This window comes from Trichlorobacter ammonificans, from assembly GCF_933509905.1.
Classification (GTDB): Bacteria; Desulfobacterota; Desulfuromonadia; order Geobacterales; family Pseudopelobacteraceae; genus Trichlorobacter; species Trichlorobacter ammonificans.
In genome coordinates this window covers 2,909,897-2,930,513 of the sequence record NZ_OW150024.1, presented here as the reverse complement: position 1 = coordinate 2,930,513, position 20,617 = coordinate 2,909,897, and the positions used below count along the sequence as shown (strand labels likewise).

Below are 20,617 nucleotides of genomic sequence, written 5' to 3'. Positions count from 1 at the left end.
GCTTTTCTCTTATCGGCAGTTTCAGCCTTTCCATTCACTATAATCATACCACGGTACTCTGGACAATCAATGGCAGGTGACATGCACCGGGCAGCTACGTCCCATTCACTCCGTTTTCTGATCTACCGGCGCCCCGATGACTACTATCTGGGAGCGCGCCATACCGGTCACCTGCTGCCAACAGCGGCACTCGTTACCACAGACGATCCGTATGAGGCGGATTTTTGCCTGCTGCCCGAAGATCTGCGCCGACTCCAGGTTGATCTGGGACGAGAGTCGGTTGCACGATTTGTGACCTCCCTGTCCCACTACGCGCAATTCCCTGAAAAACATCTGCTGTGGTCCACCCATGACGATTGTCGCTCACCGGTGCCGGAGGCGCTGTTTTGCAAAGCCAGCGTGGCGGCATCCGAAGCCGGTCGTATCCTCGCGGTCCCCTATCTGGTGGAGGATTGCGGCCGCTTGTGTCATTTCGAACCGTCGCGCTTCCGCTGGGACACCTGCTTCATCGGGTATCCCGGATCATTTCCCTTGCGGGAACGGCTGTTGCTGGCGGTTAGCGCCGATAGGCGCCTGGCGGCACACCTGGATATTGCGCCGAAGTTCCACGGGCACCTGGATCCAGAACTGCGTGCGGCCCGGCGGCAACGGTATCTCGACGCATTGGAGGACTCGCTGACCGCGCTCTGTCCCCGTGGCGATGGCATGAATTCGATCCGCTTCTTCGAAACACTGAGCATGGGGCGCATCCCGGTACTGATTGCCGACGGCTGCCTCCTGCCGTTTGCGTCGCAAATCCCCTATGACCGGTTTGTGATACGGATTGCCGAGAGGGATGTTGACCGCGCTCCCCGGATAATCTGCGAATGGATGGAGCGGATCACGCCGGCAGAGGTGCTGCAGCGCTGCCGCGAGGCCCGCAACACTTGGGAGCAGATGCTTGCACCACAAAGTTTTATGCAGCCACTCTTGCGGGAACTCGCCGGCGAGCATGCCCGGCGGCAGGGGTTGCACGCCTACCAGCGCGGGCACCATGCCGATGCTGAATCATGGTTTCGTCACGCGCTGCAGGTGCTTCCCGACGACCCGCAGGCTGTCCGCTGGTTGGCCCTGCTGCTGCATGAGGAGGGGCGGTTTGAGGAAAGTATTACACTACTGGGTACACGGCTGCGGTCAGCAGTCCCGGTCTCCGGCGTACACCGCCTGCTGGGCGAAGCATACCAGCAGACCGGCCGGCTCTCGGCGGCACGGCAGCAGTTCAGCCAAGCCCTCGTCGAGGACCCCCGGAACCCTGAGCTATTGGTAAACCTGGGTACGGTCAATGCCGCCTTGGACCGATGGGACGAAGCGTTGCGCGTTCTGGCCGAGGCGGCGGCACTGGCACCGGAGTCGGCGGCGGCATGGATGAACTTGGGCTGTGCGTTGCAGGCTCGCCACCAAATGGCCGAGGCGACGGCAGCCTTCCGCAGGGCGGTCCGGCTTGATCCGCGTCATGGGACCGCAGCATGGAACCTGGCCCAGAATCTCTTGCTCAGAGGGGAGTTCAGTGAGGGGTTTGCGTTGCTGGAGGCCCGCTTCAACAAACGGGATCCGGTGCCGTCCCCGAACATCGACGCTCCGCGCTGGCGAGGGGAGCCGCTTGCCGGAAAAGCCGTTCTTGTCTGGACGGAGCAGGCATTCGGCGATGCCATCCAGTTTGTCCGCTATATTCCGATGCTGGCAGGACTGGGGGCGCGCGTGCTGTTGTACAACCACCTGCGGCCACTGCAGCGACTCCTGCACTCATTGCCGGGGATGACGGCGCTTGTTGATGCTGAGGACTCTGTGCCGGTTGTCGACTACCAGGTGCCGCTGCTGTCGTTGCCGGACCTGTTTCGTACAACGGCAGCCACGATTCCGCATGACATGGTGCCGTATCTTGCTCCAGACCCTGCCCTGGTCATGCGCTGGCGGCGCGAGCTGTCGCGGGAGACGGGAGTCCGTATCGGTCTGTGCTGGGCCGGCCGTCCCGAGCCCGATCCCCGCAGGTCGGCAACCCTGGCTGATCTTGCCCCACTCTGCCGGCTCACCGGCGTGAAGTTCTACTCACTGCAACTGGGAGAGGCCGCTACGCAGGTGCTCAGCCCGCCACAGGGCATGCACCTGCAGGATCTGACGGCCGACATACGGGACTTCGAGGATACTGCCGCCATAATGCTGCAGCTTGATCTGGTAATCTCGGTTGATACGTCGGTGGCGCATCTGGCGGGAGCACTGGGTCGGCCGGTCTGCGTGTTGCTGCCGTTTGTGCCGGACTGGCGCTGGATGCTTGCACGGCAGGACTGCCCCTGGTACCCGACGATGCGGCTGTTCCGGCAGCAACAGCCCGGCGACTGGGCGGGAGCGGTTGATGAGCTGCTGTCCTTTCTCCTGGGAGCGGAAACGCCGGGAGGAGATCAGGATGACAATTGACGCCTGCAGAACTGAAGAGCTTCCAGCAAATGTTCCAGCAGAAGCTGGTCCGATGAGCGGCCCCGGAGGTCGTTGATCACCTGCACAGCTGTTGCGTACAGCCGTGACGCTGCCGCGGCGTCGCCCCGACTGGCGCTGATGCGGGCCGCCAGCAGCAGGAGTTCGGGGTTGCAGGGATCATTCAGGAGCGCGATCCGGGCGTAGGCCGCCGCCCTGGCTGCTTCGCCCCGCAGGTGGGCAAGCAGGGCCAGATCCGGCATGATCTCTTCACCGGCGGTCTCCATGGTCGAATGATGTTCCAGCGCCTCGCCGGCCAGCCAGCGATACCATCCCACCCGTTGCCCATAGCTCCCGCTGCCGACGAGTTTTTCCAAGTCGGCCATGAGCAGTGCAATAGCCAGATAACTGCGGCCCGCCGCCAGTTTTTTAAGTCCCCGTCGCTGCGGGTGGGGACACGCGGTATCCGCGTGGGCGGTCAATAGTGCAACCAGTTGCTGGCTTCTGATGGCAAGAGTATGTTCGGCGACGACCCGGGCATGGCCGGTCGCAGCGATACATTCCCGTTCCTCCGGATGCTTCAGATAGTATCGGGCTTTTTCCGTGGCATCGGCAACATCGCCTTTGGCATAGGTTACCAGGTGACGCCCCGGTTCAAATAGCAGCTCAAGACCGTTACCCACATCGTCCGTCAGCAGGAAACCGCCGCTGGCCAGCGCCTCGAAAACGCGAAAATTGAGGTCGTTGCGTACCGACTGGTTGAGAATAATCCGGGCCGTGTTGTAGGGGCGTCGATAATCGCCGGAGCGAACGGCAAGCGGCATGACGCGGGCGAATGCGTCAAGAAAACCGACACGTTCCGGGTTTCTGCGGGAGTCGACGGTGCCGACAAAAACGATGTCGTGTTCTTTTGGCAGCTGCTCCCTGAGGTTGCCGTGCCTGCTGAACAGGGGGAGCCAGCGGCAGGAAAGAGCGTGGGGTTCCAGGCTTGCGGCGGCGTTTCGCTGTGCGGCAAAAACTTGGTCGAACATGCCGGCAAAGTGGCGGTGCCAGCAGTAGTGCAGGTGGGTGTCGATCAGGTAGGCGGCGCAGGGAACCTCCAAATCATCGAATCCGGTCAGCATCGGCAGGCAGCCCTGGTCGGCGAACAGCAGCAGGTCGGGCTGAAACGGGCACTGGTCCCTCAGCAGCTTTTGTACGGAATTATCGGCTCCGGAATCAATGCTTAAGGGGAGGTTGCAGGACCAGACACCCTCCGGAAGGCAGAGATTCTTCAGGTAGTGGCCGCCCAGAATTGCGATCTTGGGAAGATGCATTAGGGGTGGAAGGGTTTCTTGGCAATCATGTTCAGGCTGATAGGCACTCCTTCAAAGGTCAGGGTGCTGGTGTCATTGAAAAGGTTGAACGATGTTACAACCAATGGAGTTGCGAAGCCCGCCTGACGCAAAAACTGCTCCAGAAATTCTCGGTTCAGGCCGGACAAATGATAATCATACCGGTCGCAGTGTGCCCCGAACATCATGCGCGTGAGGTGAAAGCGCTGCTCGACCGAAAGGGCCTCTTTGCAAAGAAACAGTGCGCAGAGGACATCCATGTCCGGTACGCTGAGATACAGCCTGCCGCCAGGAACCAGCACTCGCAGCCATTCCTTGAGTACAGCGAGCAGTTCGCCGGTAAAATCAAAATGTTCCAACACATGCGAAGCATACAGCTCGTAAAAAGTGCTATCGGCAAACCGTGACAGGTCTCGCGCATCCCCGACGTGGTCTACGGCTTCTGAGGGAAATATGTTCAGGAGCTCCCAGCCTTCTTTTCGTTCAACTCCTCCGATATGTAAACGTCGCATCTTGTTCGTCATGCCGGTTCCCTTTCTTCCACCGTATGGCACCATCGCCGCCAGATATCCCGGTAGGCTATTTCAATCTTGCGGGCAAAACCATCAAAATCCATCAGGGGCGACTTCTGCATCATGTGGCGCAGATTTGTGCGGTAGTACTGCAAGCGGCTGGTGTCCGTCGCCAGGCTTACGGCATGCGCGATATATTCCTCCGGAGTGCGGGCGATCAGTTCGGGTGCTCCCACGCAGGTAAGAATACTGGCGCTGACCCGTGCGACGTGAGACGGGCCGGCCAGCGTTACAACCGGTGTCCCCATAAACAGGGTTTCGCAGGTGGTGGTTGTGCCGTTATAGGGATACGTGTCAAGGGCAATATCACCAGTGCCCAGTAATCGCAGGTGGTCATGAACGGTTGCCGAACGCCCCAACAGACAGATACGGTCGGCGGTGACCCCCAGTGCTGCAAACCGGTCGAGCCAGACCTCCCGGAAACGGTAATCCTTGGTAAAGCTGCTATCCTTCAGCATCAGCCGCGCATCCGGCACCTGCTTCAGAATTTCCGCCCACCAGCCCAGCAGCCGGTCATTGGTTTTAGCAAGGTTGTTGAAAGCGACAAAGGTGACATACCCGTTCGCCCCATGGGGCAATGGAGAAATGTCCGGCGGATCCAGCGGCGGATGGTACCCGAGAAAACAATCCGGCAACCGGTACAGTTGTTCGGTATGCAGATGTTCCGTCATCCCCGGTGGGTCGGCAACGGCATCTGTAAAGCGGTAATCGACGGTGGGCAAGCCGGTCGAATGGGCGTATCCCAGCCAGGTTACCTGAACCGGCGCCGGTTGGCGGGCAAAAATCGGCAGCCGGTTTTTGCGAGTCAAGCCACCCAGGTCCACCAGTATGTCAATACCGTCCGCCTCGATCATGCGACAGGCTTCATCATCGCTGATGCCGAAAATGTTCCGCCAGCTGCAGGGACGCTGTCTGATCTGGGCCGTGACGTCATCCTCGTATTCGAGATTTGCGTAAAGAAATATCTTGAAATGGTTCTGGTCATGGGTACTTAACAGGGGTTCAATGAAGAACGCCACGGGGTGGCGACAAAAATCAGCGGAAACATAACCGATGTTGAGCGGTCTTTCTGGCTGTCGGGTACGGCGAGACGGTGCCGACGATACTGTGACGCTGCGGCAGCATTGTTTGCCCCAGTGGAGGTGATGCTCATAAATCGCTTCAGGACTGAAGGCGGTTGTGCAGATATAGTTCATCAGGTGGTTGGTATGCGTCTGATGGTTTACATCGGAAGCAGGCAGGTCCGTCGCGAGACGGGAATAATATGTGGCCGCGTCGTCGGCTTTGCCGATACGCTTGAGCAGATTGGCCAGTGCCCCGAGATAATATGTGTTATTCGGTGCCATGTGCAGCGCATTGTGCAGGAACTGCTCAGCCAAAGAAACCAGGTCGGCTCGTTCGTACAGGGCCGCCAGATCATAGCAGGCACTATGCCGGCCGTCTCCGAGACGACCGGCATGCTGCAGCGCCTGCTGAAGGCCTTCGCTGTTCCCAACATCCAGCCAGAGCTCCGCGAGATGATACCAAGCATCGTAGCTGTCAGGGTGTTGCGCCGCCAATGTCTTGAAATAGGTAAGTGCCTGTGTGTGCTCTCCGGACTTTCGATGATAGTCCGCGAACTCACGTAACAGGGCCGGATCGCGGGTGTGGGGTGTAACCACTGCACGGATCAATTCGGCGGCGGCGGCATGATCATTGTCCTTTGCCGCCGCTCGTGCGAGCAGGTAGGAAGCCTCGAAGTTTCCAGGGTGCAGTTCGAGTACCTTGCGGCAGAGGTCACGGGCAATCGTGGTACGCGCCGCCGCCAGGTGGCTGGCGGCAAGGTCCAGCATTCGATTGATGTAGAAAAGCGACTGTTCGGCTTCAGTGTGGGGCATATGGCGGAAAATCTTCCTGAATAAAAAAGTTGGTGAAAAAATCTCTTAAAGCTTTACAAAAAGCAACCGTAAAGTAAAATAACCCAACCAAGCGACAAGAATGTCGCACCTTATCCTAGAAAGGAGCATCACCATGGCAATCAGTGATATTTCCCTCACCTCGGGCATGCGGAGCAACCTGCTCTCGCTGCAGAACACCAACACGCTGATCAACAGGACCCAGGACCGTCTGTCCACCGGCAAGAAGGTGAACTCGGCCCTCGACAACCCCACCAACTTCTTTGCGGCTCAAGGCCACAACAGCCGGGCAGCCGACCTGTCCATCCGCAAGGACGGCATGTCTGAAGCGGTGCAGGCCGTGAAGGCCGCCGACGCCGGCATCAAGGCCATCACCTCCCTGATCGAAGCGGCAAAAGGTGTTGCCTCGGCAGCGCTTTCCACCGCGAACCTGACCGAGCGGGCCAACTACGCCAACACCTACAACACCCTGATGAGCCAGATCAACCAGCTGGCCTCCGACTCCGGCTACCGGGGCACCAACTTCCTGACCAAGGACGACCTGACCGTTGAATTTGCACCGGTCACCAACGATGCAACCCTGAAGATCAAGGGTTTCAACGCTACCAGCGTTGGTCTCTCCCTGCAGAAGGTCGGCATCACCGGTTCGTATGGCGGCGTGACCTCTGCTACTGCAGAAAGCAGCACGGCAGCTACCAAGCGTTCTACCAGCACCGCATGGGACAACTCGGTGGTCAGCAACGGCACCAACGCCATCAAGAGCTCGTCGCTGCAACTGGAGAGCGCTCTCTCCACGCTGCGTACCGAGTCCTCCAAGCTTTCGGCAAACCTGAGCGTTATCACCACCCGTCAGGCCTTCACCGACACCATGATCAACACCCTGACCACTGGTGCCGACAACCTGACCCTGGCCGACATGAACGAGGAAGGCGCCAACATGCTGATGCTCCAGACCCGTCAGAACCTGGGCATCACCTCCCTCTCGATGGCTTCACAGGCAGCACAGGCCGTCCTGAGACTGTTCTAATTCCGGTCCGTCCGGGTTTTCTGAACAGGCAGCCCAATAATGGGGGAGAGAGCGTATCTCTCCCCCATTTTGTCTGATACCCTCCTGCCGTGAGGTGCGATATGAGAGTAGACGCCGCATCAAGCCTTTTGCAGTCAACACTGAGTGTGCCGCTTGTCAGCCAGCCGTTGTCGGTCCAGAAAGAAGTTTCTGCTTCAGGAGAAAATCCCGCGTCTCCACCCCGTACGCCGTCTGCCGTTGCTGATGGAGGGGGGGCTGAGCAGGTGTCGGTGAACATTACCGTCCCCAAGCAGACGATTGAAACGCTGGAGAAAATCGGCAGTGTCACCGAACTGCTGAACAGCACCGCGAAAAGTCTTCGCGAAACCGGCACTTCTTTGAAGCTTTCTTCGGACATGATTGCGCAGATGAAAGAACAGCTGGGAAAAATCGTTAAAAACTTTCCGCCTTTTCCTCCGGAAAGCGCCGAGCGCCGCGATATTCTGATGAGTTATCAGGCAATCCGGGAGCAGATCAATCAGATGACGGTGCCGCCGCCTCCGGCGCCGGTCTATGAGCGGGTAGCCTATCTCTGGCATGACCTGTTTCCGACGGGAAGGCGTTCCAGCGTGAATACTCCCGAATTGTCGCCGACCGCTACCGACAGTCAGGTGAAGCAGGCCGAGGAGCAGCTGACCTTTACCCGGGCTGCAGTTACCCAATTGCGTGAATCAATTGGCGCTTCACTGTAGGATAGCGTAACCGTGCCGCTGAAGCTCAATCTCAAAGCGGATGAACGGGTAATCATCGGCGGGGCCGTCATTCGTAACGGCGGTAAGCATGCCGAGCTCTTCATCGAAAATAACGTGCCGATTCTGCGTGAAAAGGATATCATGCCGGAAGAAGCAGCGGATACGCCGGCAAAGCGTCTATACTTCACGTTGCAGTTGATTTATATCGATGCGGAAAATCGCCCGGCGCATATCGAGTACTTCTTTACGCTTGCCCATGACCTTATGGAGGCGGCGCCCAGCACACGGTCCTATATCAGCGCCATCTGCGACCAGATAACGGTCAGCCGCTTCTACCAGGCCTTGAAGATTGCCCACACCCTGATTGAGTACGAGAAGGAGCTTACCACCCATGTCGAACCAGTACACGGCAGTTTATGAACAGCAAGGAAAAGAGTTTCTTCCTCCCCGCGAACTGGAAGCATCGGTCCTCAGCAAGGCAGCGATGAAGCTGAAGCAGTGCCAGGATAACTGGGACTCTCCCCAGCGTGAAAAGATGCTGGATGAAGCGATACGATACAACCAGAAAGTCTGGAGTTTTTTTCAGAGTGAGCTTTCCATGCCGGAAAATCCGCTTCCTAAAAATGTCCGTGAGGATCTTCTTAACCTGAGCCTGTTCATCGACAAACGGCTGTTTGAGGTCATGGCCTTTCCCAGCGATCCCCACAAGCTTGACATCGTGATCAATATCAACTTCAACCTTGCCGCAGGCTTGCGGTCGGCGCCGCCAACCCCCTGATAGCAGTCTTTCTTTGTGCTGGAACCGTACAGCCCCGACCGCGGCACGAGCGCCGAAGTCGGGGCTGTACGGTTTCCGGTACTGCGGTGATGGTCTCAGGCCAATTCCTTTTTCCAGCCTTCAACTTTTTTCTGGTAGCTGTCGAGTAATTTAGTAGCGGTTCTGTCGTCTTTCGCTTCCGCGAAAATATGCACACAGGGCAAGTACTGATCCGGCAGAACCAAGACCCAGTCGTTGCCGAACTGGACTTTAATGCCATCAACGAAGCTGGCCTCCTTGTCGAGACTGTCCTCGCTCATTTTGCGCATGATTCCCCCCTTCATTTCCCAGGGGCAGGAGACACGCGCTTCGTGGAAAGCCCTGGTCGGGGCATCCTGCAACACCTTGGACAGGGGAATCGCCAGTATTGCACTGAGCTCCACCAGCTTGGCAATGGTGAACATGCCGTCAAAGGCCCCCTGAAACGCCGGGAAGGCGAAGCGGCCGTCAATGGTTCCCGCAAGGATGACCTCCGATGACGACGCTGCTTCCAGCATGGCCCGATCACTGCTTTTCGTCCGGGTTACGGAGCATTTTCGCTTGAGTGCCATCTGCTCGATGGTGGATGGTGCCTGTACCGGCACGGCAATAGCCCCCCGCTTTTCCCCTTTGAGCTTGAGCGCCGCTACCAGAGCAAGCAGGCCGACACCGTCATGAATGGTACCGGTCTCATCAACCAGCGTGATCGCCTCCGCACCGGGCTCCAGCCAGAAACCGGCCTGCGCCCCCAGCGAACCGACGATGGTGGAAAGCTGACGAAGGGCTTCATCCTTCGGCTTCGGTGAGACACCCCCCTTGCCCTCATCAATGTAAGCGTTCAAAGCCACGACGTTGCAGCCCAGCTCGTTCAACAGCATTGGCAGCACCTGGCAGGCCGGCGCAAAGTTGAAATCGACCACTACGGTCCAGGCAGCCTTGCGGCACTGCTCGACGTTGAGGGCCCGCAGGAAGCCCTCCCGGTAGAAGTCCACCGCCTGGGGGATGTCGACCAGTGCCCCCGGCTCGGTATGGTGGGCACGGCGGAAATTCTCTTTGTAGTAGATCCGTTCGGCATTTTTGGCCATGTTGCTGGAGAAGTCCAGCCCTTCGCCGTCCAGAAACACGATCTCCATCGATGCCGGATCGTCAGATGCCTGCCGGAAGTGGAACCCTCCCACCTCGCCGAAGGTTTTCAGCTTGTAACGGATGACCGGCAGACAGGTCATGGTCATGTCCCGCACATTGACGCCGGCGGACAGTAGTCCCCCCACGAAACAGCGCTTCAGCATCCGGGAAGAACGTTTTGCATCCCGCCCGCCCAGCACATAGCTCCCCTTGGGCAACATGGTGCCGTAGGCGCATCCCAGTTTGGCGGCAAACTCAGGAGTCAGCTCCACGTTGGACAAGCCTTTGATGATGGCCCCTTCGAAAAGTGACTTCTTCCACTTTTCCCCCCAGATCAGGTTGGCGGTGACCGTGGCGCCGGACTCGATCACCTTGCGGGGCCAGATTTTGACATCGGCCTTAATGTGGACCTCGTCGCCGATGGAAGTTTCATCGGCGACAATAACCCCCTCCTCCAGAATAGCGGCTTGGCCGACCCGCACATTGGAGCAGATAACGCTGTCCGTGATGCGGGCGCCTTTCTTGACGTAGGAGTTATCCCAAATGGCGCAGCGGTTCAGTCTGACCCCGGCTTCAATGGTGCAGTTGCGCCCGATGACCGAATCCTTGATCCTGACGTCACGACTAACCTGTGAATTGTCGCCGATCACTACCGTGCCCTCGATGCCGCCGGCGTCCTCCAGGGTGACGTCGGTACCGATCCGCAGGTCTTTGCCGACGTAATCCTGCTTTTCCTCGTCAATTTTCAGATTGACCCGCCCTTTGAAGATGTCGTGGTACGCCTCGCGGTAGGAATCGGTGTTGCCGATATCCCGCCAGTACCCCTTGGCGGTGACACCATACAGCGGATCCTGGTTGCGCAGCATCAGCGGAAACAGATCCTGAGAAAAGTCAAAGTTTTCGCCGGCCGGAATGTAGTTGAAAATCTCGGGCTCCAGCACGTAGATACCGGTGTTGATCGTGTCGGAGATCACCTCGCCCCACCCCGGTTTTTCCAGGAACTGGGTAATCCGCTTTTCCTTGTCCGTTATCACCACCCCGAACTGCAGCGGATCCTTGACCGAGGTGAGGGTAATGGTGGCCATTGCCTTGTTGGCGTCATGGAAGTCGATGACCTTCTTCAGGTTGAAGTCGGTCAACAGGTCGCCGGAGATGACCAGAAAACGTTCGTCAAGATACTTTTCCGCGGCCTTGACCGCACCGGCGGTCCCCATATCCTGCAACGGGGTAACGTAGGTGATTCTGACCCCGAAATCTGCACCATCACGGAAAAACTTCTTGATGATTCCCGGCTGATGGTAGAGCAGCATCACCAGGTCGGTTATGTCGTACTTTTTCAGCAGCTCCACGATATGCAGCATGATCGGCCGATTGAAGAGCGGGATCATCGGCTTGGGGATGCTGCCGGTGAGCGGCTGGATACGGGTGCCGAAACCACCGGCCATGATGACGGCTTTCATGACAACCTCCTTGTGTGCGCCGAATCGGCATGTAATTGCAGGCTTTGCCGCTTACAATCCCGCCGCCCGCCGCTGCGCCTTCTTTTCCAGAACCCGTTTGATCTCTTCCTTCAGCTCGGTCAGATCGCCGGACTTGACCACGTAGCTGTCAGCCAGCCAGGCGGAGAAGTCGTCCTTGTAGCTGGAGAAGGCGGAGCAGAGGATCACCGGCATGTCGTGACGCTCCTTGACGATCTTTTGCAGGAGCTCGATGCCGCTTTCATTCTTGAGCTTGATATCCAGCAGCGCCAGGTCGAAGCTCTGTGCGGCCAGCTTTTCGAGGGCTTCGGAAATGCCTGAAGCGGTTTCCACCTCGTACCCTTCGTCGGTCAACTCGGCGCTGTATAACAGACGGATGTTGGCCTCGTCGTCAACTACCAGCAGTCTGCTCATGGCGTTCCTCCTTGCGGGTGGGAAGTTTGATGGTATAGGTGACCCCTCCCTCAGGAGGGGCAACCACCAGGAAGGGGATGTTCTGTTTGTCCAGCATGCTGCGGCACAAGGCCAGACTCAATCCCGATCCCATCTGGCAGGTTTCCGCGAAGGGGGTCAGCATCGCCTCCAACTCCTCTTCGCTTAGGGTGCGCCCCTTGTCTTCAATGTTGACATCGACCTCGTCGCCGTTACGGGACAGGTAAATGGTAATGGCGCCATGTTCCAGCCCGTCCAGGTTCACCAAAATGATGGTACGGATACAGTAGACCGTCTGCTTGAAGTCAACCCAGACCGGTGGCAACTCCCGGTCAGAGCGGAACTGGACCGTATAATCGTGGTAGAGCAGGCGGTCCTGGATTTCCCGCTGGGCGGCCTCCACCAGCTGAGTGATATCCCAAAGATCCCTGGTGGGGTAGAGCGAGTCAGAATAGGTGAGTACCTCGTCCAGCACTCCTTCCAGTTGCCGTGTCTCGGCAACGATCGATTCAATGAAGCCGCGTCGGGTGTCGCTACTGGGGGTGGTCTTCAGGATGCTGCGGGCAAAACCGCCGATAACGGTCAGGGGGTTACGGATGGAGTGGGCCACACTGGACGTGATTCTGCCCACCAGCGCCATCTTTTCCATGCGGACCAGCAACTCCTGCTGTTCATGCAACTTCTGGTTGGCAATCTGGAGTTTTTCAACCTCTTCCTGGAGCCGGTCGTAGAGGGAGGCCCGTTCGATGGCAAAGGCAACGGGAAACGCGAAGGTTTCAATGGAGCGCAGATCATCGTCACTAATGGGGCGCCGGGTGATGAAGTTGTCGGCAATGATGGCACCGATACGCCGATGACGGGAGATAAGGGGCAGAACCAGGAAGGTGTCCACCCCCAGCAGCCGGGCGAAGTCGGGAGGAACCTGGGGATTGTTGAAGGCATTACGCACCAGTAGCGGGTAGGGATCCTCGAACGCCTTGACCACGATGTGCTCCTGGTCGTCAAGGGATATCTGCAACTGGTCCAGGATATCCTGGAATTTGTCACGCTCACTGCGCAGCTTGTATTGCTGGAAGCTGCGCGCCATGCTTTGCAGGTCCATATCCGTGCTGGCAATCTCCTGCCAGGTCTGGCCGGCCTCCTCAAGAGAACGGGGACCGATGGCCAAGTGGCCGCGTAGCAGATGGCGTTCACGGTCGGCCAGCAGCAGAAAGGCACGGTTCATCCCGAATCCCTTGCCTGCCGTGATGGCGGTCAGGGCAACGGAGAGCACCTCATCGAGATCGACGGAACTCTGCAGAACGGAACCGAGCTCGTGCAGGAATCTGGTTTCCAGGGTTTTACTGTCCAGAAAGCTGACCAGCGACTGGATCTGGCTTTTCTGGCGGCGGTAGTCATTGTGCAGCACGGAAATGATCGGCGCCAGCGGGTGGCCGCTGTCGTTGAAGCGTGACAGGTCTCGGCGGAAACGCTCACATTCACAGCATTTTTCAAGCACGCGCCGTGCGCGTGAGGTGAGCAGGTCTTCGTCGCCTTCGGTGATGTTGGGGCAGTCGCCCATGGCGACGATGTCCCGATCCCAGCAGCATTCCCAATCCACGGCAGCCTCACAGTCTGGTTCTGTCTGAAACAGCCTACCATGGCTGCACTAAGTTGCAACCCCCTTTGCCGATACCGGGAACACAAAGGCAGTGGTTACTGCCCAACGGCCTGCCAGGTGGTACCCTGCGGCGAATCCAGGAGCTGGATACTGTGAGACAACAGGAAGGCTCTGATTTCGTCACTGCGTGCGAAATTCCGGCTTTTTCGGGCTTCGTTCCGCTCGGCGATCAAGGCTTCGATTTCGGCGGTCGTCAGGGTCAGATTGCGGGCCTTTTCGGCGTCGCGGGCCGCCAGCCAGTCGGCGGGCCGCTGCCGGAATAGTCCCAGTACCTCGCCCATCTGGTCAATGGTACGGCGCAGGCGGTCCAGCACCGAACGGGTAGCCTCGTCAGGGGCTGGTGCTTCGGCCAGGGTGCGATTCAGGGTGCGCACCAGATCGAACAGGATGCCCAATGCCTGGGCGGTGTTGAAGTCGTCATCCATGGCCTCGCGGAAACGCTGCGCCAGGGTATCGGTTTTCTCGGTGAGTTCTGTGGCGGAGGTGGGAACACTAGCCCCTGCCGGTGCCGCCAGCACCGCATCCAGATGGGCCAGGGCCTCGTTGATGCGGGTGAGACCGGCGCGGGCTTCACGCAGGTTCTGGTCGGAGTAGTCCAGGGGGGAGCGGTAGTGGGCGGACAGGATGAAGAAACGGAGCGTCTCGGCATCGAACAGCTCCAGAACATCCCGGATGGTGAAGAAGTTACCCAGGGACTTGCTCATTTTCTCGCTGTTCACGTTTACAAAGCCGTTGTGGAGCCAGTACGTGACGAACTGACAGCAGTTGGCCCCTTCGGACTGGGCGATTTCGTTCTCATGGTGGGGGAACACCAAGTCTTTACCGCCGCCGTGAATGTCGAACGAGGGACCCAGAAACCGCATACTCATGGCGGAGCATTCGATATGCCAGCCGGGACGTCCCTTGCCCCACGGTGATTCCCACCAGGGCTCCCCCGGCTTGGAGTTCTTCCAGAGCGCGAAATCCATGGGATGCCGCTTCTTCTCCCCCACCTCCACCCGGGCACCGGCCAGCATGTCGTCCAGGTTCCGCTTGGACAGCTTCAGGTAGGAGGGGAAACTCTCCACGGCGAAGTACACATCCCCTTCCGATTCGTAGGCATGTCCCTTCTCGATCAACTGCTGCACGATGGTAATAATGTCGCCGATATGGTCGGTGGCCTTGGGCTCGACGGTCGGCTTTTTCAGTCCCAGGCGCTCCATGTCCTCGTCGAAGGCAGCGATGTAGCGGTCGGCAACGGTGCGGTAGTCGCTCCCCTCCCGGTTGGCCCGGTTGATGATCTTGTCGTCGATGTCGGTGTAGTTGCGGACAAAGGTCACATCATAGCCGGAATAGCACAAATAGCGGTAAATGACGTCGAAGACGATGCCGGCGCGGGCGTGGCCGATATGGCAGTAGTCGTAGACGGTGACACCGCAGACGTACATGCCGACCTTGCCGGGTTCCCGGGGTACGAACAGCTCTTTTTCACCTGAAAGGGTATTGTACAGACGAAGGGCCATGAACACTCCGAAAGGAAGAATCAAGGCGAAAACGGGGCGGAAAATCGGTTCTTCTCCGCCCCGGCCCGATGATTCCGATTTTTTACGCTACTGTGTCATGATTTGCCGCTGAAGGCAAGAGGACACCCCTTGCGGGAGAGCACGTCACCGTGTACAGTTGGCAACAGGGAGGATGGCGATGGAATCGTTGCTGTATGAAGACCAGCTGCGCCTGCTCGAGCGGATAGAACCCGACGATATTCTGAACAGGCTGGCTCTTTTAGCGCAACAACCAAAGCCGGCACTTCAGTTTTTTAATTATTACAAGGAAGTACCGGTTTCGTCGCCGGTGGAAATTCTCTACGTGTTCGGTGATACTCTGGCCTGTCGCGTCAGCGAAGTTCAGAGTCGGGCCATCCAGAACAGTCGCTATACCATCATCCGCTCTCCACAGCTCGGGCGTGACCTCTACGCCACCGCCGAGTTCAAGGAGGAAACCAACGAGGTTATTCTTTCAGATTTTGCCTATGTCGAGGTGCTGCCGGACCGTAGAACGACCCTTCGGGTTAAGATCGGCGGCCTGTTCCGGCTGGCGGTGGAAGCGGGGCCGGACACTTTCGAGGCAAAGCTCAGGGATCTGTCGCTGGGCGGGTGTGCCTTGGAGATTCCGGACAAGAACCTGTTGGGGAAGTTTGCCTACTTTTATCTGAATTTTTCCTTTGATCTGAAAAATTACCCCCAGCCGCAACAGTTGCGGATCATGGCCCGTTTTCTCCGTTTTGAGGGAGAAGGTCCGCCGGCCCGGGGTATTTTTCTGTTCGAGCACGACAAGCGGAGCGAAGATCTGGTCGGCATGTACATCGCCCAGCGTCAGGCTGAAATCATCAAGGAGTTGAAGATGTAGTACGCTCTTCTCGTCTTCGAACGGAAGGGGAGCGGACGGAGAAAAGAGGATTGACAAAACCCGGAAGCTGTTGGCATAAATGAACGCCCCGCTAAGCTCACAAAAATGGTAAACAAACATAGTCTTTATCGGGAGCGACCAAGGGACTGGCCCGGTGACGTCGCGGCAACCATTTTCCCTGGGGTACGGTGCCAACTCCCACGAAGCGGCCGCAGCGGCTTCGACCGATAAGGAAGAGATGGTACGGTCGGATCCTCTTCCCGTTTGACGGAAGGGGATTTTTCGTTTCCTGATGGATTGCCTGCGTGCTGCGTTTGTCGCCCACAAGCACGTTTGAAGAAAGGATGAAGTAACCGATGTCCCTGAAAACCGTTATCGACGATCTGACGGAACAGGTCCTGAACGGCCATCGGCTGAGTGCCGACGAGGCCCTGGTGCTTGCCGGCGCCCACGGGGCCGACCTGATCCAGCTCTTTGCCGGCGCCAGCCGTATCCGGGAACAACAGTTCGGTGCGGAGGTGTCCCTCTGCTCCATCATCAATGCCAAGTCGGGGCGCTGTCCGGAAAACTGCTCCTTCTGCGCCCAGTCGGCCCATCACAGCACGGAAACACCGGTCTACCCCCTGGTGAACGCCGACACCATCGCCGAGCAGGCCCGGCAGGCCGAACAGATCGGCTCCGAGTGCTTCGGCATCATCACCAGCGGTACCGGTATCTCAGCCGGGGCGGAACTGGAGGAGCTTTGCGCGGCGGTACGCCGGGTTGCGGCAGCAGGGGCGGTTGAACCCTCCTGCTCCCTGGGGATCATTGACTATGAAACCGCCCGTGCCCTGAAAGAGGCCGGCATGGTCACCTACCACCACAACCTGGAGACGGCCGCGTCCTTCTTCCCCTCTATCTGCACCACCCACCGCTACGAAGAAGATGTGGAGACAGTGAGAAACGCCAAGCGGGCCGGCCTCAAGGTCTGCTGCGGCGGTATCTTCGGCATGGGGGAGTCCGTTGCCCAGCGGATCGAGCTGGCGCTCTTGCTGCGGGAACTGGGGGTGGATTCCATACCGATCAACTTCCTGGATCCGGTGCCGGGAACCGCCTTGCAGGATGCGGATTACCTCACCCCCATCGATTGTCTGCAGACCATCGCCCTCTACCGTTTCCTGCTGCCGGACCGCAAGATCACGGTCTGCGGCGGTCGGGAACGCAACCTGCGGGAACTGCAGTCCTGGATATTCGCCGCCGGCGCCAGCGGCATGATGACCGGCGATTATCTGACCAAAAAGGGGCGCAACCCCGATGCCGACCGGCAACTGCTCGTTGACCTGCAGTTGACCGTGGCCTCGTGCAGGCACTGACGTTCATGGACCGCGTTGGTATGACACCTGAGCCGCTTTCCGCCGAGCTTGCAACCAAGAAGGAGCGACTGGAGCAGATTCTGCGGGAAATGGGCAGTTGCCTGGTGGCCTTTTCCGGCGGCGTTGACTCCACCCTGCTGTTCGCGGTTGCCGTTGCCCAGCTGGGTGAGCGGGCGCTGGCGGTGACCGCCACGTCAGCCACCTATCCGGAGCGGGAGCGGCAACAGGCACGGGAGCTGGCGACACTGATCGGCGGCCGCCAGCGGGAGGTGCGTTCCGAGGAACTGGACATCCCGGAGTTTACCCACAACCCCCGTAACCGCTGCTACTACTGCAAAAAAGAGTTGTTCGGCAAGCTGCGGGAGATCGCCGATGCCGAAGGGTACGCCTGGGTGCTGGACGGTACCAACCTGGATGATCGCGGCGACCACCGCCCTGGTCGGGTTGCTGCCGGTGAAATCGGCGTGCGTAGCCCTCTGGAGGAGGCGGAACTGACCAAGGAGGATATCCGGCGGCTCTCCCGTCACCTGGGGCTGCCCACTTGGGACAAGCCGGCCTACGCCTGCCTCTCCAGCCGGTTTCCCTACGGCACCGCCATCACTGCGGAGCGGGTACGGCAGGTGGGGCAGGCCGAGGATGCCCTGATGGAGCTCGGCTTCCGTACGCTGCGGGTGCGCTACCATGATGCCGTGGCCCGGCTGGAGCTGGGGCCGGATGAGTTCCTCCGGGCGGTGGGTCCGCTGCGGGACGATGTGCTCCGGCTGGTGCGACAGGCCGGTTTTACTTATGTGTCGGTGGATCTGCAGGGGTACCGTACCGGCGCCATGAATGAAATGCCGTAGTTTGCTGAAAAATAATATTGACAAAATCTGTGTGCTTTTGTCATAAATACACCTGTATTTTTACACAAAAAAAGTAAACAACATACTTCTTATCGAGAGCGACCGAGGGACTGGCCCTGTGACGTCGCGGCAACCGGCCTTAATCAGCGCGGTGCCAATTCCAGCGAATCCGTGCAAACGGTTTCGGGAGATAAGGAAGAGTGAGCCCTGGCAAAAATCCTCTTCCGCACCCCGGAAGGGGATTTTTATTTTTGGAGGACATCAATGAAGATCACGACTCAGGCAGTGCAGATTGGGCTGGAATGGGATACCCGTACCGGTTCGGTATCGGTACCGATCTACCAGACCGCCACCTTCCGCCATCCGGGACTGGGGCAGAGCACCGGCTTCGACTACACCCGTTCCGGCAACCCCACCCGCCAGACCCTTGAGGACGGCATCGCCCGTCTGGACGGCGGCGTGCGCGGCTTTGCCTATTCCACCGGCATGGCCGCCATCACCGGACTGCTGATGCTGTTCAACGCCGGCGACCACTTTGTCGTGACCGAGGATCTCTACGGCGGCACCTGTCGCCTCTTCGACAAGGTGTTCAACCAGTTCGGCCTCACCTTCACCTATGTGGACACCACCGACCTGGCGGCGGTTGAGGCGGCCATCAGGCCGGAGACCAGGGCCCTGTTCGTGGAGACCTTGACCAACCCGCTGCTCAAGTTCGCCGACCTGCCGGCCCTGGCAGGTCTGGCCAAAAGTCGCGGGCTGCTGCTGATCGCCGACAACACCTTCCTGACTCCCTACCTGCTGCGTCCCCTGGACCAGGGGGCCGACATCACCGTCTACAGCGCCACCAAGTACCTGGCCGGTCACAACGACACCCTGGGGGGGCTGGTGGTGGCCAAGGACCCGGCCCTGGCGGAGCGGATTTACTTCTACCAGAACTCCGTCGGCGCGGTGCTGGCCCCCCAGGACTCCTGGCTGATCATCCGGGGGATGAAAACCCTGGGGGTCCGCCTGGACCGGCACCAGGAAAACGCCCTGAAAATCGCCACCTGGCTGAACAGCCATCCCCGGATCACCACGGTGCATTATCCCGGCCTTGAGGAGCACCCGGACCACGAATTGATGAAACAGCAGTCGGGCGGATTCGGCGCCATGATCGCCTTCGAGGTTGACAATCATGCCCTGGTCGAGCAAGTTTTGCTGAAAACCGAACTGATCTCCTTTGCCGAGAGCCTGGGGGGGGTGGAGACCCTGATGACCTTCCCTGAGGTGCAGACCCATGCCGACATCCCGCCGGAACTGCGGGCGCGACTCGGGATCAACAACGTGCTGCTGCGGCTGTCGGTGGGGATTGAGGATGCCGACGACCTGATCGAAGACCTGCGGCAGGCCCTGGAGGGATAACACCATGAAACGCGCCACACAGATGATCCACGGCGGCCCCACCGTCGACCAGCAGACCGGAGCCCTGGGGGTGCCGATCTACCAGATATCCACCTACCGCCAGACCTCCATGGAGCATTTCGGCAAGTACGACTACGCCCGGGGGGACAACCCCACCCGCGAGGCGGCCGAAGAGGTGGTCGCCACCCTTGAGGGGGGAAGCCGCTGCCTGGCCTTTGCCTCCGGCATGGCCGCCATCTCCACCACCCTGATGATCTTTTCCCCCGGTGACCACCTGGTGGTCTGCGACGATGTTTACGGCGGCGCCTACCGGGTGCTCACCTCCATCTTCAGCCGGATGGGGGTCAGCTCCACCTTCGTGGATGCCACCGACCTTTCTGCTATCGAGGCAGCCATCCGCCCGGAAACCAAGGGGCTCTACCTGGAGACCCCCTCCAACCCGCTGCTCAAGGTCACCGACCTGAAAGGGGCCGCGGCAATCGCCAAACGGCACGGCATCATCACCCTGGTTGACAACACCTTCATGACCCCCTACCTGCAGCGGCCACTGGAGTTGGGCTGCGACATCGTGCTGCACAGCGGCACCAAGTTCCTGAACGGCCACAGCGACGTGATCTGCGGCTTTGCGGTCACCAATGACAAGGAGCTGGGCCAGCGCATCCGCTACGTCCAGAACGCCTTCGGCACCGGTTTGGGGCCGCAGGATTCCTTCCTGACCCTGCGCGGGATCAAGACCCTGAAAGTGCGTATGGACCAGAGCCAGGAAAACACCCGCATCATCGTGGAGCGGCTGAAAAACCATCCCAGGGTGACGGCGGTCCACTACCCCGGTCTGCCGGAACATCCGGGGTACGCCATTCACAAGGCCCAGGCCGACGGGCCGGGGGCGGTCTTCTCCTTTGAGGTGGACTCCCTGGAAACCACGAAACGGCTGCTGGAGAACAGCCACCTGGCCGCCTTTGCGGTCAGCCTGGGGGGGGTGGAGAGCATCATCTCCTATCCGGCCAAGATGTCCCATGCCTCGGTGCCCAGGGAAGAACGGGAGCGCAAGGGGATCACCGACACCCTGATCCGTCTTTCGGTGGGACTGGAAGATCCGGATGATCTGTACGCCGATCTTGAGCAGGCGATGCAGTAGA

At 59.2% G+C, this 20,617-nt stretch carries 17 protein-coding genes and 2 riboswitches; of the genes, 10 read left to right on the top strand and 7 right to left on the bottom strand.

What is annotated here, in order from left to right; all coding sequences use genetic code 11:
* Positions 1-69: 69 nt before the first annotated feature.
* Positions 70-2,451, top strand: coding sequence for a tetratricopeptide repeat protein (locus RAK07_RS13455; RefSeq protein WP_305733348.1), 2,382 nt, complete (start codon positions 70-72; stop codon positions 2,449-2,451).
* Here RAK07_RS13455 and RAK07_RS13450 read toward each other — a convergent pair.
* From RAK07_RS13450 to RAK07_RS13440, 3 genes are read right to left on the bottom strand one after another with little or no spacing between them, the layout of a single operon-like run.
* A complete protein-coding gene (locus RAK07_RS13450; RefSeq protein ID WP_305733347.1) occupies positions 2,436-3,764 on the bottom strand; it encodes a glycosyltransferase family protein in 1,329 nt (442 codons plus the stop codon). The two genes, RAK07_RS13455 and RAK07_RS13450, sit on opposite strands and share 16 nt — an antisense overlap.
* The gene (locus tag RAK07_RS13445; RefSeq protein ID WP_305733346.1) at positions 3,764-4,306 is read right to left on the bottom strand and encodes a methyltransferase domain-containing protein; all 543 of its coding nucleotides are present in this window, start codon (positions 4,304-4,306) and stop codon (positions 3,764-3,766) included. The genes RAK07_RS13450 and RAK07_RS13445 overlap by 1 nt, the downstream gene beginning before the upstream one ends.
* On the bottom strand, positions 4,303-6,231 hold the full coding sequence (locus RAK07_RS13440; RefSeq protein WP_305733345.1) for an O-linked N-acetylglucosamine transferase, SPINDLY family protein: 1,929 nt from the start codon (positions 6,229-6,231) through the stop codon (positions 4,303-4,305). Before RAK07_RS13440 ends, RAK07_RS13445 begins: the two co-directional genes overlap by 4 nt.
* A gap of 133 nt (positions 6,232-6,364) precedes the next feature.
* Here RAK07_RS13440 and RAK07_RS13435 point away from each other — a divergent pair, with 133 nt between their 5' ends.
* The 4 genes from RAK07_RS13435 (at position 6,365) to flaF (ending at position 8,785) form a co-directional block, all read left to right on the top strand.
* Positions 6,365-7,276: a flagellin gene (locus tag RAK07_RS13435; RefSeq protein WP_305733344.1), complete on the top strand. Its 912-nt coding sequence runs from the start codon at positions 6,365-6,367 to the stop codon at positions 7,274-7,276.
* A 101-nt stretch (positions 7,277-7,377) separates the two neighbouring features.
* Positions 7,378-8,007, top strand: a complete 630-nt coding sequence (locus RAK07_RS13430; protein WP_305733343.1) for a hypothetical protein — start codon at positions 7,378-7,380, stop codon at positions 8,005-8,007.
* A 12-nt stretch (positions 8,008-8,019) separates the two neighbouring features.
* Positions 8,020-8,427, top strand: a complete 408-nt coding sequence (locus tag RAK07_RS13425) for a flagellar biosynthesis repressor FlbT (protein WP_305733342.1) — start codon at positions 8,020-8,022, stop codon at positions 8,425-8,427.
* Positions 8,399-8,785, top strand: coding sequence for a flagellar biosynthesis regulator FlaF (gene flaF / locus RAK07_RS13420; protein ID WP_305733341.1), 387 nt, complete (start codon positions 8,399-8,401; stop codon positions 8,783-8,785). The genes RAK07_RS13425 and flaF overlap by 29 nt, the downstream gene beginning before the upstream one ends.
* A 95-nt stretch (positions 8,786-8,880) precedes the next feature.
* On the opposite strand, the gene RAK07_RS13415 is transcribed toward flaF, so the two are convergent.
* The 4 genes from RAK07_RS13415 to cysS form a co-directional block, all read right to left on the bottom strand.
* Positions 8,881-11,388: a mannose-1-phosphate guanyltransferase gene (locus RAK07_RS13415; RefSeq protein ID WP_305733340.1), complete on the bottom strand. Its 2,508-nt coding sequence runs from the start codon at positions 11,386-11,388 to the stop codon at positions 8,881-8,883.
* 51 nt (positions 11,389-11,439) lie between these two features.
* Positions 11,440-11,820 (bottom strand): response regulator, encoded by a 381-nt coding sequence (locus RAK07_RS13410; RefSeq protein ID WP_305733339.1) that lies wholly within the window; start codon positions 11,818-11,820, stop codon positions 11,440-11,442.
* Positions 11,798-13,438: a sensor histidine kinase gene (locus RAK07_RS13405; protein WP_305733338.1), complete on the bottom strand. Its 1,641-nt coding sequence runs from the start codon at positions 13,436-13,438 to the stop codon at positions 11,798-11,800. Before RAK07_RS13405 ends, RAK07_RS13410 begins: the two co-directional genes overlap by 23 nt.
* A 95-nt stretch (positions 13,439-13,533) precedes the next feature.
* A complete protein-coding gene (gene cysS / locus RAK07_RS13400) occupies positions 13,534-15,000 on the bottom strand; it encodes a cysteine--tRNA ligase (RefSeq protein WP_305733337.1) in 1,467 nt (488 codons plus the stop codon).
* Between the two features lie 178 nt (positions 15,001-15,178).
* Between cysS and RAK07_RS13395 the strand changes: the two genes are divergently transcribed.
* The 5 genes from RAK07_RS13395 to RAK07_RS13375 all read left to right on the top strand — a co-directional run bounded on the left by RAK07_RS13395 (position 15,179) and on the right by RAK07_RS13375 (position 20,616).
* On the top strand, positions 15,179-15,883 hold the full coding sequence (locus RAK07_RS13395) for a PilZ domain-containing protein (RefSeq protein ID WP_305733336.1): 705 nt from the start codon (positions 15,179-15,181) through the stop codon (positions 15,881-15,883).
* 122 nt (positions 15,884-16,005) lie between these two features.
* Positions 16,006-16,117, top strand: a riboswitch (SAM riboswitch).
* A gap of 122 nt (positions 16,118-16,239) precedes the next feature.
* Positions 16,240-17,235, top strand: coding sequence for a biotin synthase BioB (gene bioB / locus RAK07_RS13390; RefSeq protein WP_374215766.1), 996 nt, complete (start codon positions 16,240-16,242; stop codon positions 17,233-17,235).
* 20 nt (positions 17,236-17,255) lie between these two features.
* A complete protein-coding gene (gene larE, locus RAK07_RS13385; RefSeq protein ID WP_305733335.1) occupies positions 17,256-18,077 on the top strand; it encodes an ATP-dependent sacrificial sulfur transferase LarE in 822 nt (273 codons plus the stop codon).
* Between the two features lie 86 nt (positions 18,078-18,163).
* A riboswitch (SAM riboswitch) is annotated at positions 18,164-18,274 on the top strand.
* Between the two features lie 67 nt (positions 18,275-18,341).
* Positions 18,342-19,478 (top strand): trans-sulfuration enzyme family protein, encoded by a 1,137-nt coding sequence (locus RAK07_RS13380; protein WP_305733334.1) that lies wholly within the window; start codon positions 18,342-18,344, stop codon positions 19,476-19,478.
* Between the two features lie 4 nt (positions 19,479-19,482).
* A complete protein-coding gene (locus RAK07_RS13375) occupies positions 19,483-20,616 on the top strand; it encodes a trans-sulfuration enzyme family protein (protein WP_305733333.1) in 1,134 nt (377 codons plus the stop codon).
* Position 20,617: the final 1 nt, after the last annotated feature.

Bases quoted from the DNA above. Each gene is read 5' to 3' on its own strand.
- RAK07_RS13455 (WP_305733348.1), top strand. From the start codon at position 70: ATGGCAGGTGACATGCACCGGGCAGCTACGTCCCATTCACTCCGTTTT.
- RAK07_RS13450 (WP_305733347.1), bottom strand. From the start codon at position 3,764: ATGCATCTTCCCAAGATCGCAATTCTGGGCGGCCACTACCTGAAGAAT.
- RAK07_RS13445 (WP_305733346.1), bottom strand. From the start codon at position 4,306: ATGACGAACAAGATGCGACGTTTACATATCGGAGGAGTTGAACGAAAA.
- RAK07_RS13440 (WP_305733345.1), bottom strand. From the start codon at position 6,231: ATGCCCCACACTGAAGCCGAACAGTCGCTTTTCTACATCAATCGAATG.
- RAK07_RS13435 (WP_305733344.1), top strand. From the start codon at position 6,365: ATGGCAATCAGTGATATTTCCCTCACCTCGGGCATGCGGAGCAACCTG.
- RAK07_RS13430 (WP_305733343.1), top strand. From the start codon at position 7,378: ATGAGAGTAGACGCCGCATCAAGCCTTTTGCAGTCAACACTGAGTGTG.
- flaF (WP_305733341.1), top strand. From the start codon at position 8,399: ATGTCGAACCAGTACACGGCAGTTTATGAACAGCAAGGAAAAGAGTTT.
- RAK07_RS13415 (WP_305733340.1), bottom strand. From the start codon at position 11,388: ATGAAAGCCGTCATCATGGCCGGTGGTTTCGGCACCCGTATCCAGCCG.
- RAK07_RS13410 (WP_305733339.1), bottom strand. From the start codon at position 11,820: ATGAGCAGACTGCTGGTAGTTGACGACGAGGCCAACATCCGTCTGTTA.
- cysS (WP_305733337.1), bottom strand. From the start codon at position 15,000: ATGGCCCTTCGTCTGTACAATACCCTTTCAGGTGAAAAAGAGCTGTTC.
- RAK07_RS13395 (WP_305733336.1), top strand. From the start codon at position 15,179: ATGGAATCGTTGCTGTATGAAGACCAGCTGCGCCTGCTCGAGCGGATA.
- bioB (WP_374215766.1), top strand. From the start codon at position 16,240: ATGTCCCTGAAAACCGTTATCGACGATCTGACGGAACAGGTCCTGAAC.
- larE (WP_305733335.1), top strand. From the start codon at position 17,256: ATGACACCTGAGCCGCTTTCCGCCGAGCTTGCAACCAAGAAGGAGCGA.
- RAK07_RS13380 (WP_305733334.1), top strand. From the start codon at position 18,342: ATGAAGATCACGACTCAGGCAGTGCAGATTGGGCTGGAATGGGATACC.
- RAK07_RS13375 (WP_305733333.1), top strand. From the start codon at position 19,483: ATGAAACGCGCCACACAGATGATCCACGGCGGCCCCACCGTCGACCAG.